This is a genomic window from Aequorivita sublithincola DSM 14238, from assembly GCF_000265385.1.
Taxonomy (GTDB): Bacteria; Bacteroidota; Bacteroidia; order Flavobacteriales; family Flavobacteriaceae; genus Aequorivita; species Aequorivita sublithincola.
Map to the genome: position 1 here is coordinate 137,236 of NC_018013.1, position 15,098 is coordinate 152,333.

Annotated in this window: 18 protein-coding genes; all 18 read right to left on the minus strand. The window is 36.3% G+C overall.

The annotated features are described in order from the left end of the window. Positions 1 to 50: 50 nt before the first annotated feature. The 18 genes from AEQSU_RS00625 to AEQSU_RS00710 all read right to left on the minus strand — a co-directional run bounded on the left by AEQSU_RS00625 (position 51) and on the right by AEQSU_RS00710 (position 15,004). The gene (locus AEQSU_RS00625) at positions 51 to 386 is read right to left on the minus strand and encodes a carboxymuconolactone decarboxylase family protein (protein WP_014780914.1); all 336 of its coding nucleotides are present in this window, start codon (positions 384 to 386) and stop codon (positions 51 to 53) included. Positions 387 to 440: 54 nt separating this feature from the next. Further along, positions 441 to 737, minus strand: coding sequence for a cupin domain-containing protein (locus AEQSU_RS00630; protein ID WP_042491535.1), 297 nt, complete (start codon positions 735 to 737; stop codon positions 441 to 443). A 56-nt stretch (positions 738 to 793) separates the two neighbouring features. Next, positions 794 to 1,216: a hypothetical protein gene (locus AEQSU_RS00635; protein WP_014780915.1), complete on the minus strand. Its 423-nt coding sequence runs from the start codon at positions 1,214 to 1,216 to the stop codon at positions 794 to 796. Positions 1,217 to 1,219: 3 nt separating this feature from the next. Then, positions 1,220 to 1,489, minus strand: a complete 270-nt coding sequence (locus AEQSU_RS00640) for a hypothetical protein (RefSeq protein ID WP_014780916.1) — start codon at positions 1,487 to 1,489, stop codon at positions 1,220 to 1,222. A gap of 3 nt (positions 1,490 to 1,492) precedes the next feature. Then, positions 1,493 to 2,506, minus strand: a complete 1,014-nt coding sequence (locus AEQSU_RS00645; protein ID WP_014780917.1) for a cbb3-type cytochrome c oxidase subunit II — start codon at positions 2,504 to 2,506, stop codon at positions 1,493 to 1,495. 11 nt (positions 2,507 to 2,517) lie between these two features. Next, complete coding sequence (locus tag AEQSU_RS00650) at positions 2,518 to 4,320, minus strand: cbb3-type cytochrome c oxidase subunit I (protein ID WP_014780918.1); 1,803 nt, start codon at positions 4,318 to 4,320, stop codon at positions 2,518 to 2,520. A 99-nt stretch (positions 4,321 to 4,419) separates the two neighbouring features. Further along, positions 4,420 to 4,854 (minus strand): RrF2 family transcriptional regulator, encoded by a 435-nt coding sequence (locus AEQSU_RS00655; protein ID WP_014780919.1) that lies wholly within the window; start codon positions 4,852 to 4,854, stop codon positions 4,420 to 4,422. A gap of 101 nt (positions 4,855 to 4,955) precedes the next feature. Next, positions 4,956 to 5,384: an RrF2 family transcriptional regulator gene (locus AEQSU_RS00660; protein ID WP_014780920.1), complete on the minus strand. Its 429-nt coding sequence runs from the start codon at positions 5,382 to 5,384 to the stop codon at positions 4,956 to 4,958. Positions 5,385 to 5,501: 117 nt separating this feature from the next. Continuing rightward, the gene (locus AEQSU_RS00665; RefSeq protein WP_014780921.1) at positions 5,502 to 6,767 is read right to left on the minus strand and encodes an acetyl-CoA hydrolase/transferase family protein; all 1,266 of its coding nucleotides are present in this window, start codon (positions 6,765 to 6,767) and stop codon (positions 5,502 to 5,504) included. Between the two features lie 197 nt (positions 6,768 to 6,964). Then, entirely contained in the window at positions 6,965 to 7,561 is a 597-nt protein-coding gene (locus tag AEQSU_RS00670; RefSeq protein ID WP_014780922.1) for a thioredoxin family protein, read from the minus strand. Positions 7,562 to 7,676: 115 nt separating this feature from the next. After that, on the minus strand, positions 7,677 to 8,459 hold the full coding sequence (locus tag AEQSU_RS00675; RefSeq protein ID WP_014780923.1) for an ABC transporter permease: 783 nt from the start codon (positions 8,457 to 8,459) through the stop codon (positions 7,677 to 7,679). Then, entirely contained in the window at positions 8,452 to 9,162 is a 711-nt protein-coding gene (locus tag AEQSU_RS00680; protein WP_014780924.1) for an ABC transporter ATP-binding protein, read from the minus strand. Before AEQSU_RS00680 ends, AEQSU_RS00675 begins: the two co-directional genes overlap by 8 nt. Then, positions 9,149 to 10,402: a nitrous oxide reductase family maturation protein NosD gene (locus tag AEQSU_RS00685; protein WP_083834421.1), complete on the minus strand. Its 1,254-nt coding sequence runs from the start codon at positions 10,400 to 10,402 to the stop codon at positions 9,149 to 9,151. Before AEQSU_RS00685 ends, AEQSU_RS00680 begins: the two co-directional genes overlap by 14 nt. Positions 10,403 to 10,518: 116 nt before the next feature. Beyond that, entirely contained in the window at positions 10,519 to 10,953 is a 435-nt protein-coding gene (locus AEQSU_RS00690; RefSeq protein WP_014780927.1) for a nitrous oxide reductase accessory protein NosL, read from the minus strand. A gap of 72 nt (positions 10,954 to 11,025) precedes the next feature. Further along, on the minus strand, positions 11,026 to 11,637 hold the full coding sequence (locus AEQSU_RS00695; protein ID WP_014780928.1) for a hypothetical protein: 612 nt from the start codon (positions 11,635 to 11,637) through the stop codon (positions 11,026 to 11,028). A 209-nt stretch (positions 11,638 to 11,846) separates the two neighbouring features. Further along, entirely contained in the window at positions 11,847 to 13,817 is a 1,971-nt protein-coding gene (gene nosZ / locus AEQSU_RS00700; protein ID WP_014780929.1) for a Sec-dependent nitrous-oxide reductase, read from the minus strand. Positions 13,818 to 13,850: 33 nt separating this feature from the next. Further along, a complete protein-coding gene (locus tag AEQSU_RS00705) occupies positions 13,851 to 14,426 on the minus strand; it encodes a fasciclin domain-containing protein (RefSeq protein WP_014780930.1) in 576 nt (191 codons plus the stop codon). 71 nt (positions 14,427 to 14,497) lie between these two features. Next, positions 14,498 to 15,004 (minus strand): c-type cytochrome, encoded by a 507-nt coding sequence (locus AEQSU_RS00710; RefSeq protein ID WP_014780931.1) that lies wholly within the window; start codon positions 15,002 to 15,004, stop codon positions 14,498 to 14,500. Positions 15,005 to 15,098 lie beyond the last annotated feature (94 nt).

Below are 15,098 nucleotides of genomic sequence, written 5' to 3' on the forward strand. Positions count from 1 at the left end.
TTGTTTTCAAACATATTGTTCACAGCCGTTAAAATTAGAATCTCAAATTATTAGCTGTGTTTTTCCATTTCTTCCATGGCAAGAGTTGCGTGCGCGTAAGCGGCGCCGGCGCGCATTTCTGAGGCTACCCAAATGGCTTCCATAATTTCTTCTTTGCTGGCACCTTTGCGCATTGCTTGTGGAGTATGCGCGCGAATGCAGTATGGGCATTGTGTAACGTGAGCCACTGCAACTGCTATAAGCTGTTTCGTTTTTTCATCTAAAGCTCCCGCTTGAAAAACAGTTTTGCTAAAGTTGCGCCAAGCTTCAATATTTTGTGGTGCAAGTGCGGCTTTTTTCTCGGCTAATTCTCGTGTTGTATTCGGAAACATATCTGTATTATCCATAATTCAGTTGTTTAAAATTATTACTATTTAATCGAAATCGCAGTTAAAGGTGTATTAACTTTCAAATTGAATTTCTGAATCATTTTCCATAATCGCAATGGCGTGAAAATCCTTGTTAATTTTTAAACTATGATCTACCATTGCTGGAATTATAAAGGTGGTATTTTGAGAAAGTACATGCTCTTGCGTTGGCATTTTTAAGATTGCTTCTCCTTTTAAAACAACAATTACTGCTTCTTTGGTACTGTGATGAAGCGGCATTTGCATTCCTGCTTTAGCGGTTATATTCAGTGTTTTGAACTTCTCGCCATTATTAAGAGGCGTCATTTCGGGTTTATATGAATTTTCCATAACAATTGAATTTTTAAAATTTCATTTCATATTCATTTTTAACTTCCAAAAATTTCCTAAAAGAAAGATTTATATAATTCTGGACTCCAATACATAATTAGGTAGAACAATCCATAACCTATTACTCCAACTAACAAAGCCCAAACCCAAGCAGGAATTGCTTTTGGTGTTTCGGAACCTTTAATTACAAAGAAATCCTTTGTTTCACTTCCGTAGGCATTGATAATTAATGGAACTTGAGTATCTACGGTCTCGTTATCCTTCAATCCTACTATTGAAATCGCAGGACCATTTCGAACCACAAACGGAATTTCACGAACACCTTCTATTCCATTTGAAGACTTTGCCACAATTTTTAAAGTGTGTTTGCCATCGGGGATTTTGGTAGTGTCCAAAACAATCTTAACTGGAGGAGCGAAAGACGCAAATGGTTTTGGGTCTTCATCCAAAAAAACTTTTATGATTCTGTTATCTTCCATAATTTAAAATCCTTCATTTTTAACGATATTCTTTATGTGGTCAGGGTTATTTTCCTTTGGTCTGATTAAGTATTTAAGACTTAAAAATAACGTGGCCGCCACAATTATAATTCCAACCCATATTATTATATAATCGAGTGTGCCAGAAGGTCCAGGGCCGTGGGTGATATTCTCAAAGCCGGCTGGTTGGTTTTTTTCGCAAACATCACAAGCCCAGCTTAGTTGATTTCCTAAAAAAATCAAGATTGTGAAAATTGATAGTATCTTTTTCATCTTTTATTTGTTTAGTTCGTTCATAACCATTTCACGAATTTTCTTTACATCTTCTTCTTTTACAGGAGGAGCATCGTTACCCCAACTGCTACGCTCGTGGGTTGTGATAGCTGCGATTTCAGCATCAGTTAATAAATCGCCAAATGCTTGCATCACACCATAATCAGGGCGAGCATCATAGCCTTGAAGGACTATTCTTAATAGCATTTCGGGGTTTTCATCATTGACAATCTTACTTCCTGCCAAAGGTGGGAACGCTCCAGCAATCCCTTTACCATTGTCTTGATGGCAGGCGGCACAGGTTTGTTTAAATAGATTTTCTCCGTCTAAACCACCAGCTGTCTTGCCTTCGCTCATTCCTTCTTCTTGAATTTTTCGCAACGCAGGTATAAAATCATTCACGTTACCTCCTGGTAGCTCTGTTTGTTGAAGCGATTTTAAATAATCGACCAATAATAGCGCTTCTTTACTAGCAACGATTTTTCTTCCCGGCTCATTGAAATACTCCTTCGGAACAGCGACAACTTTATCGTCTTTTGTAACTGAAACACTATCAATTTCTCTAAACATCCAAGGATATGAAGGCATAACAGATGCTGAAACTACTGCTCTTGGATTGTATAAGTGCAACAAGTGCCAGTCTTCACTTGGTTGGCGTTTACCGATATTGGTAAGATCTGGACCTGTTCTTTCACTTCCTAAAAGCGAAGGAGATTGCCTCCAAACATCCAATCGTTGTTTGCTGTAATAATAATCTGATGGAATGGAAGGACGACCTCCCCAAACATTATCCATTTCTATATTCCGAACTTGCTGGGTATGGCAGGCCATACAGTTTTCGGAAACATAGATTCGTAAGCCTTCTTTTTCGTTGGCGGTTAATGGTTTTTGATCTGGAATGGGTTCCGTTTCCTGCATCTGAAATGCGGGAATTATCGCTATCATTATACTCAGTGCTACAAACACGACTCCTGCCGTGAGCACTAGATTTTTATGTTCTTTGTGAAAATTGAGCATTTTTAATCTTATTAAACAGTTATTTCCTCTATTTCTTTTGACTTAACTTCGGTTTCCACCTTTCTATAATTTTTCACCATATAATAAAAATTATAGACGAAAACCAAATGCGAAAGGAACATTAACGAACCGCCAATGGCACGCCATACCCAATAGGGTCTCATAAGAATAACCGATTCTATAAAAGCATTGCCTTCTATCCAGCTAAGTCCTTTGTAAGTTCCTCCAGCCATTAGGGAAACCATATAGGCGAAAAGCCCAAGAAAAGCCATCCAGAAATGCGCTCCAACCAAAACTTGTGGTGGTTCTTTTCCTGTTATTTTTGGTAGAATTGCATAAATACACGCCCATAAAAAGAAAGCGACAATTCCATACATCGTCATATGGCTATGCGCCACGTTAAAATCTGTAAAGTGCCAAACGAAGTTCGTAAATCGAAAGGCTTGAACCGTTCCCTGCATAGAGCCTACGAAGTAAAAAATAGTTCCTACTAAGAAGAAAGGCAAGACATAACTTTTTGAAATATGGCTCCAACTGCCTCTCATAGTCATTAAGAAATTTGTGGTTCCCGCAACCACTGGAATTATCATTCCTACACTGAAAACAATCGCTACAGTTTGTAACCACCAAGGTAACGGACTAAACACGAAGTGATGCGTTCCAATCATTGTGTAAAACAGCATTTGTGTCCAAAACGCCAGTACTCCTAAGGAATATGAATAGATTGGTTTGTTTAGAGAAGATGGTAAATAATAATAAACCAAACCGAGTGTAAAGGTCATGAACCACATTCCTACTCCTTGGTGCATATAATATCCTTGGATTACGGTTTCGCCTAAACCGTCTTGATAAAACGGTAAATAACCAATAATAGACAAAACGATAGTCCAAATTAAGGAAGCAAGTATAAACCAGTTTGAGATATATATTTCTGAAATTTTACGTCTTGCAACCGTTTTATAGAAATTGAAAAACGTAATTATCAAAGCAATAGCGAAGAGAAGCATAATGGGCCAAATATATTCGCGATACTCACCACCTCCATTATTAATACCCGACATAAGGCTTAAACTCCCCAATATTATGGTTGAATTTATAAGCCACCAGCCAGTCCAAGCAAGTTTATAACTGTGTATTACAGTATTAGATGTTCTTGCAACAACGAAATAGCCCAAACCAATCATTGCCATAGATGACCATCCCCAAAAAACCATATTGGTATGAACAGGTCGCAACCTTCCGAAAGAAAGCCATGCTTGATGATCCATTTCTGGCCATACAAATTTCATCCCTAGATATTGGCCAATAAAGGTTCCTACAATCAACCAACAAGCCGCAGCACCAATGTAATAGATTACAATTTTCTTTAATGCTTCGGGAGTTTCGATGCTAAGTGTAGTCTTCTTTTTTTCATCAAAAAAAGCATTATTTGGCTTATTGTCTATATGATGAATCAATCCTTTTTCATCTACTGCTTCATTTTCTCCTCCTAACTCATCACCGGATAGTTTATAAGTGAGTGCTGCCTTCCTTTTTTCGAGGATGGAATCGATTTCTCCTCCATCCATGGCAATAATTTCATCATCAAAAGCCATTTTATTTTTATCGTGCTGCTTTCTTTTCAGCGTGTCTATGTAGGCATTTAATTTTACCAATAGAATTATAACTGCAACTACCATAACAATGGCAATCAAAACGAAAGTGCCAATAATTCCCGGGCTCGACAACCAGTTTTCTGTTGAAATACTTCCCTTGTTTTGCGAAATTGCAAATTGTGGAATCAATCCTAGAATCAATAGTATTAACCAATTCATTTTTTTCATTTGTATCTAATATTTGCTTATTTAGTATAAGATAGAAGCTTTGTTAGTTAGTCTTCTTTTTCGTTTTCTACGATAAAAATACAATTTTATTTAACGCTTCAAAAATGACATTCCAACGTCCAAACCATTTGCTAATTCAAAGAGACTTGTGGTTTCCAACATTACTCTAAGATTATTTCTGATAGCAACAAATTTATTGTGCATTGGGCAAGGTTGAAGAGCATCACATCTGTCAAATCCAAGTGCACAACCCACATAAATTGAATCACCATCAATGGCTGACACAATATTGCTAAGTTTAAGTATTTCTGCCCTACCTTCAGGAATTTCAAAGCCACCTGTTGGTCCTTTTAAAGATGTTAAGATGTTTTGCTTTGCTAATTGATGAAGAATTTTTGCGGTAAATGCTTCAGGAGAATCAATGCTTGAAGCAATCTCTTTCAAACTAACGCGATTACCCAACGCAGACTGCGATGCTATAAACACCGAAGCTTTTATTCCATATTGGCAGGCTTTTGAAAACATTTTATCGTTTTTGTTTCTGCAAATATATACAAAAATCCTATTTCTGATAAATTTATCAGAAATTAATTATCAAGCTTAAATATTAGATTGGTTTAGGAAGATTAAAGTTTCAAGAATGTTTCTCCTCTGCGAAGTCTTTCAGAAAGATCAAGTACCAAAGTGTTTTCACACATATTTTTTAAACCGTCTCTAACTGCTTTAAATTGGTCATGAACTGGACAGGGATGGGCTGCAGAACATTCAGGCAGACCTAAACCACAGCCCGTAAAAATAGTATCACCATCAATAGAGGTAACGATATCAATTAGCTTAAGCTTTGAATCTTTTTCAAGATAGAAACCGCCATTGGGTCCTTTTTTGGAAAGAATAACGCCCGCACGTGCAAGTTGTTGACAAATTTTAGCAGTAAACGGCTCTGGAGAATCAACAGCTTTGGCTATTTGCACAACATTTGGTCGCTTATCTAACTGGGATTGTTCTGCAATGAATAGAACTGATCGTATTCCGTATTCGCACGCTTTTGAGAACATAATATTTTGTTTTGCCCAAATTTAAAAAAAATCAGTTACTAAAAGTATAAAAACATCTTAAAGTCTGAGCGGACAAAATCTCAATTTGGTAAATACGACAACTCTCTTTAAAAAAAGTTAGTTAAAACGCTGTCTCGCTTCTCGTTCCAATGCTTCTCGATGATTTGGATGCGCTATTGAAATTAAAGCTTTTGCTCGCTGTTCCAATCCTTTTCCAAAAAGATTTACAACGCCGTATTCTGTAACCACATAATGAACGTGCGCGCGTGTTGTTGTTACACTTGCACCTTCTTTTAAAAAAGAAGTTATTTTTGAAATTCCTTTGTTGGTAATAGAAGGCATCGCAATAATTGGCTTCCCTCCTTCTGAAAGTGAAGCACCGCGAATAAAATCCATCTGTCCGCCAACGCCGGAATATTGGTATGTACCAATACTATCTGCACAAACTTGACCTGTTAAATCAATTTCAATGGCGCTATTTATGGCTGTTACCTTCGGGTTTCGTCGAATAATTGCGGTATCATTTGTGTAAGCTGCTTCTTTAAAATGGACTAGTGGATTATCATCAATAAAATCATATAACTTTTTTGTTCCCATTGCGAAACAAGTAACAATTTTACCTGTTTTCACTTGCTTATCTTCGCCTGTAATAATTCCTTTTTCAACTAGCGGAAGAATTCCGTCGCTAAACATTTCGGTGTGAATTCCCAATCTTTCATGGTTACCTAAATTGTGAAGCACGGCGTTAGGGATGTTGCCAATTCCCATTTGAAGAGTGGCGCCATCTTCTACCAATTCCGCTACATTTCTTCCTATTATAGCTTCAATTTCTGATGGTTCACCGATAGTTGCAGCATAAATTGGAGTACTAATTTCTACTCCAAAATCAATATTATTTATATGAATTATACCATCACCATGCGTTCTTGGAACATTTGGATTTATTAAAGCAACAACATGTTTTGCAGTTTGAATGGCTGGTAAAGTAACATCTACCGAAAGTCCCAACGAACAAAAACCATGTTTATCCGGTGGTGAAACTTGAATAAAAGCGACATCCAACGGCAGAATATTTCTTCTAAAAAGCCAATGTATTTCACTTAAAAAAACAGGAATATAATCTCCGTGAATAGTATCTACACCCTTCCGAACATTATCCCCAACAAAACAACTGTTTAGACGAAATGCTTTAGTATAAGGAGCTACAGTGTATTTTGCTTCGCCGTGGGTGTGAATTTGAATTATTTCAACATTTCTAAGTTCGCGATATCGTTCACATAATGTGTCTATCAACAAATTGGGCGTCATTGCTGCGCCCTGAAAATATATGCGATTATTAGATTTTACTATGGATACGGCTTCTTGTGCGGATACTATTAGCATAATTTATGTTTTTATGCAAAGATTGTAAAACTGTTAGGTTTTATAAATGATATTGGTCAGATCTTTGGAATATAAGAAAATGTACTTCTTTGTGTCCTTTGTGAAAACCTTGGTGTTCTTTGTGGTTAATATTACCCTTTTTAACCAGAAAGATCATAGAGTTAAGGCACAGAGTTCACAAAGTATCTTTATTCAGTTCAAGCTGAAAACTTCACACATTTCAAAAGATCATTTACAACAGAAACTCCTTTATCATTATTATACCAAACTTGTAGCAATTCTTTTAAAGTATCGTCAACTTTTCCGTGTTGGGTTAGATAATCTGTTATCAGTTTTGTGGCCGTCTTGGAACGTGGACCAAATGTTTGAAGCAGATTATTTTCAGAATCTACCATAATAACTATAGGAATAGACATCGAGCCATTGGTTAAAAACTCATTCATCAATGCTGGATTTTCGTCGCGAAGCACAATTTTTAATTCTATATTTTCTGAAAGTTGTGCTATTTTATTCAAATACGGAAGTGTTTGCGCTGCATCGCCACACCAAGGTTCGCTGATTACGAGCCAGGTTTGTTTTTGCGAAACATTTTTGAAAATCTCCATAGCCTCATCCGAGATTTTGGCTGTTTTATCAAGTCTTTTCGTCCGACTGAAATTCAATTTTGTGTAATCGATTTTCTCTTGGGTTTGCTCGCCAGTTGTTCTGCCTTCTTCCACTAATTGTTTAAAAAGTAAATTGTACTGCGCGTAATCCATTGCTTTGGAAATGCAACTTTCAATCAAATTATTCATCTTGTTGTTTTCTTTATTGCAAACATAAGTGCAAGATTGTTATAAGGAAATGATATGGGTAAAAATATTTTAGTGTATCTTCATTATCTCCAAAACACAACCATTGTTATAAGATTTAAAAATCCTTCCGCTTAGCTATTCTCCAAATAAAGAAAGTTGGAATTACTACCCAAAATACTAACATTACAAAAGATAAAATCAGTCCGAAACTAGTTCCAAAGAATTTCTGAAACACAGCGCCAGTATAACCCAATAAGGCTGAAATGTCAAGCTTTAAGAGTATTAAGACTCGTGATAAATCCACTGGGTTTAGCATCGTGGCAACCAAAGAGAATTTATCTAATGGATAATCTTCAAAATAAAGAAGTGACATTAAAAAGAGTCCGTCGTAGATTACTGCCATAAAAAGCCAAAGCAAAATGGCATAGCCAAAACCTTTAATTCTATTTTCGTTGGAAAGGGCGATTACAAAGGCTAAAGCCGTAAAAATAAAGGTTAAAAAAGCACCTGTTATAAGCAAGAGCGTAAAATCCCAAATAGCGTTACTGTTGAAAATTCCGTAAAAAACAAAGGGCAATCCTAAACCTATTACTAAACTCATTGCCAATGAAGTGGCGACCCCGAAATATTGTCCTAAAAATATGGAGCTTCGTTTTACGGGTTGCGCTAAGAGCAGTTCGGTAAATTCGCGGGAGTTGTAATAATACATCACTCCAAAAATAGTTCCGATTAAAGGAACGAGAATAATGATAACGTTCATCAGCGTGATTACCGCTTTTGAAAGATCGTTGTTTAAAAATAGAAGCACAACGCCAAGCAGTAAGTAGAACAAGAAATATACGTAGCTCCAACGGCTTCGCATTAAATCGTAAAAACTGTATTTTAATATCTTAAGCATAACTGGCGGATAAAATGGAGGCTATTGCGTGTTCAAAATCGGGTTGTTCAGTCTTAGATTTTAGCTCGGGTATGGTTCCTTTGAAGTAAATTTTTCCTTCCAAAAGGAAAACAATTTCATCGGCAATTTCTTCTACAAAACTTAAAATGTGAGACGTAACTAAAATTGTTTTTCCTTTTTCTTTTTCAGAAAAAATTAAATTTTTCAATCGTAAATGTGAAATTGGATCTAAGCCACTTGTAGGTTCATCAAGGATTATCAATGGGCTATCAAACATGAACGTAAGCACTAAGTTCACTTTCTGTTTTGTTCCTCCTGAAAGGTTTACCAATCTTTTATTCAAAAATGGTTGTAGTTTAAAAAGTTCGATTAGCTCTTCATCTTTTGTAGCTTCGGATGCTCTTAAATCTTTAATCATATCTATAAGCTCGTTCACTTTCAGGTTTCCTGGAAAGTTGGCTATTTGCGGTAGGTAATCGATCTTTTCGCGATATTTAAAATTGTTCTTTAATGATTTGTCATTAATGAAAATTTCACCCGAATCTGGCAAAACCATCCCCAAAATAGCTTTTATAAGTGTGGTTTTCCCTGAACCGTTTGGCCCGAGAATAGAAAATATTCCACCTTCTTTTATAGAAAGATCAATGCCTTTTAGCACTTCGTTCTTTCCGAATTTTTTATATAAATCCTTAATTTCTATCATGTTGTAAGAGTTTCATTCTTGGATTTTCATCCGATAAATCGTCTGGTGTGAATACTGGGGAAACTTTTTCGGAAAAATCAATGATGTCTATAAATAGACTTCGCATTAAAATAATGGTTTCCGGAGTGCGGTTCACTATATATGAAAAGAGCTTTACAGGGCGAAATGGTATATCGCCAATTCCGTTTTTGTCGAGGTCGTAACCTGTGTAATTACTCCAATAATTGTTATCAAATTTATTGTCGTTGATTCTTCCATTATAGGAAATATCGAACGAGTTATAAAGAAAGTTGTTATTGATTATTTCATTAGCATAACAAGCGCCTTTTACCTTTATCGCATAACCATTACTTGTGAAATCGTTGTTGGAATACACGAGACGGTTACTTCCTTCAACGGTGATGCCGACGGTGTTTTCACTAAATACGTTGTTTATAAGATTGGCGTCATTCACTTCCTTCAACAGTAAACCATAAGCTGCAGTACCCCAGTTTTTCTTAATAACGTTATTTTCAACCTCCATAAATTTTGAAAACATCAATGCTATTCCCGCTCCGTTGGTTTCAAACACATTATTGATGACTTTGTTATTATTGCTAAACATAAAATGAAGTCCATAGCGTACGTTGTTTTTGCTGAAATTATCAATAATAGAAATATTATCTGAAAACTCAAGATAAATCCCGTCGCGAACATTTTGAACGTCGTTTCCGCGGACTTCTACATTTTTACAATACCATAAATGGACGGCATTACCGGAGTTAAATTCGGTTACGGCTTCTCCCCTAACCTTGTTGTTCAACACTTTTCCATCATTGGATTTCTGGAGATATATTCCGAAGAAAAGTTTTTCGAGTTCCAAATTCTGAATTAAATATCCACTACTATTTACAACGCGAACTGAAGCATAATCTGTGGTATAACTTACGCCAACATTAATAATTTTAAAGCCGTCAACCGTTACATTATCAGCGCCAATAGTAATAATTTCACCCTTTTTCTCTCCATCAATCACAGGCATATCTTCACCAATGAGTGTGATACTTTTATTGATTTTTAAATTGGCTTCCTTATAAACTCCCTTTTTCACCAAAACAATATCACCATCTAAAGCTTGATTTAGAGCCTCTTGAATTGTTTTAACAGGACAGGTAGCGCAAACTGTAATTGTTTTTGCCCATACGTTTGTAAAGGCCAACAATACAATTAAAAAGAATACTATGAAGTGTTTGTTTTTCAAAATTGAATTAAAATTAATCAGTATTGAACCTAATTATTTTGAAGTAGTAAAAAAGACTTCAGCAAATTTTAAAAGCTGGTTAGCTATTCAGAAATTGCTGAAGCCATACTTTATTCTTACAATTTTAGATGATCCTGAATTTCTTTCCAAGAAAATACATCGCCTGTAAATTTTTCTTGGGCTTTTTGTCCAGCTATGGTATTTACAAAAGCTGAAAGATTAGCTCCCATTGGGCTTTGTACTTGTTCGCTTACCAAATATGAAGCTTTTGTAGCATCAATTAATTCGCCTGGCTGAAGAAAATCTGCCACTAAATAATGTGCCATTTCAGTATCCTTAAATTCATCTTGTAAGGAATGAACCATACATTCAATAGCATCATATTTATAAGCTTTGCCCTTTGCCGTAACTAGTTGAGAGGCATGTTGTCTATCTACAATTGTCATATTGCAAAAATGACATGCGTCTGAACCGTAATTTATAGACTCTGGAGTTATGTTGCAAGAAGCAAATAAAAGGGTGATTATGACCAGAAAACTAAACTGTTTCATCTGTATATTTTTAGTATTTAATATTCAAATTGTAATTTAATTAGGAAAATCAACATCATCATTTTCCAAACTTTAAGCTTTTTTATATTCCTTTTTTCCCACGAAGAAAGCTACTACAGTCAGCATCATTCCAAAGAAGATCATATATGCGCCAACTCCTGGCCAAGAATCTACATCGAAATTCAACATTTTTTGATAGCCTAAAAGTGGTGGTTTATACGTCATTGGAGTTCCATCTAGATTGAGCAATTTCATAATAGCTTTTGGATCCAAATCAGTTCCGTACTCAATTAGCCATTGGTTAAAATCATACATACCCATTATTCCAAGTATAGACATTACTATAAACCAGCCAAGAAACCATTTGTAACTCACTTTTCCGAAGAAACCAAGTAAACCAATGATTACTCCGAGTGCTACCATTATTCCAATGACAATGGGGAAAACTTCAAATTCCCACATATCTTCTACTTTAGGAATGGTTTTCATCCCAATATAGTGGTTAAGACCGTCAATATTCTGAATATCAAATTCCTGTACGCCTTGTATTCCTTCAATATAAATATTCATACCAAGTGGGTCTGGATATTGGGGTGCACCCAACATTATATTCCACAATGGAAATTTAAATAGACCCAATAATAGCAAGGAGCCAATTATCATTATTATTCCTGCTTTCTTCATCTCATTAAAATTATTAAAGTTTTATTAAGAAGACTTATGACTAAAGAACATAAGACGTAGGACAAAAAAGTAGCATCAAAATGTCTTATGTCCTAAGTCATTTAGTCCTATGTCTGTTTAAAAAAGACGGGGGAAATCAACAACCCCCGTCTTTACTGAAAATACCATCAATCACTAAGCTAGTATTTTCACAACTAAAAACATCTTTATTAATCTTCGCCTAGACCCCAAGACAATTCTAAATTAGAATCTGCTGGGCTTACGCGAACATATCCTTGCATTTCTTGATGAAGTGCAGAACAGAAATCTGTACAATAAAATGGCCAAACCCCTACTTGATTTGGGTACCAAACTAAAGTTTCTGTAGCTCCTGGCATAATAAGCAATTCAGCATTATTAGCACCAATTACTGCGAAACCGTGAGGTACATCAAAATCTTGTTCGTGGTTTGTAATGTGGAAGAATACTTTGTCTCCAACTTTTACACCTTCAATATTATCTGGGTTAAAGTGGCTACGGATCATATTCATATAAATATGTACTTCTTTCCCTTCACGTTCTACTCTCACATCAGCGTCTTGAATAACTGCATATTTATGCGTGTTTTCTGCAAGTTTGAATATCTTTCTAGATTTTGGTGCGATCAAATTCGCTGGAATACCGGCTGCATAATGAGGTTCTCCAATGGTTGGGAAATCTAACAGTAGTTCCATTTTATCACCACTAATATCAAATAACTGGGCAGACTGTGTAAGTTCTGGACCTGTTGGCAAGTATCTGTCTTTTGTAATCTTGTTTAAGGCTACAAAGTATTTACCAAATGGCTTACGAGAATTTCCTCCAGGAATCATACCGTGACCTACAGAGTAAAACACTGGCTGACGGTCCAAAACTTCCCAAGTGCCTATTTTCCATTTTACAACTTCTGAAGAGATAAAGAAGGTAGTATAAGCATTTCCTTTACCATCAAATTCTGTATGAAGTGGTCCTAATCCTGGTTGTTTAACAACACCAGCAAGAATATCTTCAAATTTCAAAATTGGAATTCCGTAAGCTTCTCCGTCAAATTTCTTGTTTTCAATAGCATCAAGCATCTTCGTAAAACTGTGAACAGTTAAATCTGCTGAAAGTTTTCCGTTTCCGATGATATATTCACCTGTTGGATCAACATCGCAACCGTGTGGAGATTTTGGAGTTGGTAAGAAATAAACAGCTCCAGGAACATCCATTGGGTTTACTGTAAGTACTTCCTTCAACATTGTCGAAGTAGCCGTATGGCTATTTTCATCTAAAATGTTATGTGCGTAATTAGCAGGAACTTTTGTTCCACCACCGTTATTTACATATTCTTCAATTACTTTCCAGTTTACGGCAGCAATAAAATCTTTATCGTTTTGTGAAGCGTTAACTTCCAATAATGAGTGAGCTTCTTCAGTATTATAAGTAGTAAAGAAGAACCAACCGTGACTCTTATCACGCCCTGGGTGAGAAAGATCGTAGTTAAAACCTGGCATCATTAATTGGAATTTAATTCCCATTCTACCTGTTTCTTGGTCAACGCTAATAAATGTAAGCGCTCCTTTAAAGTTACCTTTGTAATCTTTTATAGACATATCTTTCTGTGGCACTGGTACAGAGAAACGAGTTCCCGCAACCACATACTCCGTGTTTTCAGTAATAAAAGATGAACTGTGGTTACCCGCACTGTTTGGTATTTCAATGATTTCTTCAGTTTTGAAGTTCTCCAGACCAATACGTGCAATTCTAGGTGTATTGTTACCATTGATAAATACCCAACGGCCATCTAATTCACCGTTTGTTTGTGAAATATCTGGGTGGTGAGCGTCATCCCAAGGTACAAACCCGTAGGAAGTATTCAACATAGGTTTTGTTTCTTCAGAATATCCCCAGCCGTTTTCTGGGTTTTGTGAGAATACAGGAAGCACTTTAAGTAAACGACCTGAAGGCAAGCCGTAAACAGCAAGCTGTCCGCTGAATCCACCAGATATAAATGCGTACATTTCATCTAGTTCGCCTGGAGCAACATAAACTCGCTCGGCGGCATTGGTAGCCAAACCACCTTGGCCTCCTTTTTTGTTTTTTTGATTTCCGCCATCATTACAGCTTACCATTCCGGCAACCATAACAAGAGCGATTAACATATTAATTGATTTTTTCATTATTCTATTGTTTAAGTTAAATTGTTTATGAAATTAGTTTGCTGGTAAAATCACTTTATCCACTACGTGAACGATTCCGTTTCCTGCAGGAACACTTGCTATAATTTTAGCGCCGCCCACATATACATCATCACCTTTTACTTCTACACTGGCATCATTACCATCGGCCTGTCCAAGTTTTTTGAATTTTTTAAGGAAATCTTTTGAATAGTTACCTGGCGTTACGTGATGCTTAAGTATGGAAGCTAATTTGTCTTTGTTTTCAGGCTTCAATAGATCTTCTACTGTTCCTGCTGGTAAAGCATCGAAAGCTGCATTGGTAGGTGCGAAGACCATCAAAGGCCCAGCATTTACCAATGAATTTTCCAATCCTGCTGCTTGCACAGCTGCTACCAACGTAGAGTGGTCTGGTGATCCGATTGCAATTTGAAGCACATTAGGTACTGACTCATCATCTTGAATAAAAGCTTGTCCTTGGTTACTAGCAGGAGCTTCGTTTTGGGTGGAACTCTCTGCCGAAGTTCCAGTTTCGGTGTTTGTTTCGTTTTTACAGGCTGAAAACACAAGCAGTGCAGCCGCAACAAATAGAATTTTGAATGTTGTTTTCATTTTGGTTTTGGTTTTTAAAACCTTGCAGGGCCTAAACTCTGCAAGGGGTTTTGGTTGTTTAAGTATATAGATTAAAGTGTTCTAAAATATTCCAATACTTGTCTGGCTTCTTCCTCGGTAAGGTGTTGGTTTGCCATTGGCGAACCGTTAAATTCTGCCATTAATGCCATTGCAAGTGGATCTTTTTGAGTCATTTCCTCAGGGTTTAGGATCATATTCATAATCCACTCTGGAGTACGTCTTTCCATAATTCCCTTAGGCGCTGGTCCAACAAACTTTTTGTCTGGTTTGTGGCAAGCCATACATTTGTTTTTGTAAACCTCCATACCTTTGGCAGCCATTGCATCATCTATTGTGGCTGGAATTTCTACGCTTTTTATTGGGCCAATTCCCTTATCAGTCAAATTAATAGTTTCGGAAGGCTTGATGGTGCTTTCTGTTGGAGTTTCCGCTGGAGTTTCAGTAGCCGCTGGTTTTTGACCTATTTGAATACCGTCGTTCTTTTTTTCTTCTTTTCCACCGCAGCTTATCAAGGTTAGGATTGTTAATGCGGTTATTGATTTCATTATGTTTTTCATAGTTGTTTGGATTAATTTATAGGACAAAACTATCCTTATTGAATGATGTGTGAAATGATATATATCATAAAAAGTATTATTATATCTTTTAATC